Annotated in this window: 1 rRNA gene; it reads right to left on the bottom strand. The window is 55.1% G+C overall.

Annotated elements, in window-relative coordinates:
- Positions 1 to 394 (bottom strand): 16S ribosomal RNA (locus tag ACUU1I_RS21260); the annotation flags it as partial.

Genomic DNA, 394 nt, shown 5'->3' with positions numbered 1-394 from the left:
AAAGGTATTAACTTTACTCCCTTCCTCCCCGCTGAAAGTACTTTACAACCCGAAGGCCTTCTTCATACACGCGGCATGGCTGCATCAGGCTTGCGCCCATTGTGCAATATTCCCCACTGCTGCCTCCCGTAGGAGTCTGGACCGTGTCTCAGTTCCAGTGTGGCTGGTCATCCTCTCAGACCAGCTAGGGATCGTCGCCTAGGTGAGCCGTTACCCCACCTACTAGCTAATCCCATCTGGGCACATCCGATGGCAAGAGGCCCGAAGGTCCCCCTCTTTGGTCTTGCGACGTTATGCGGTATTAGCTACCGTTTCCAGTAGTTATCCCCCTCCATCAGGCAGTTTCCCAGACATTACTCACCCGTCCGCCACTCGTCAGCGAAACAGCAAGCTG

The organism is Shigella sp. SIG3, assembly GCF_053555855.1.
This window is presented reverse-complemented; position numbering and strand designations above follow the sequence as displayed.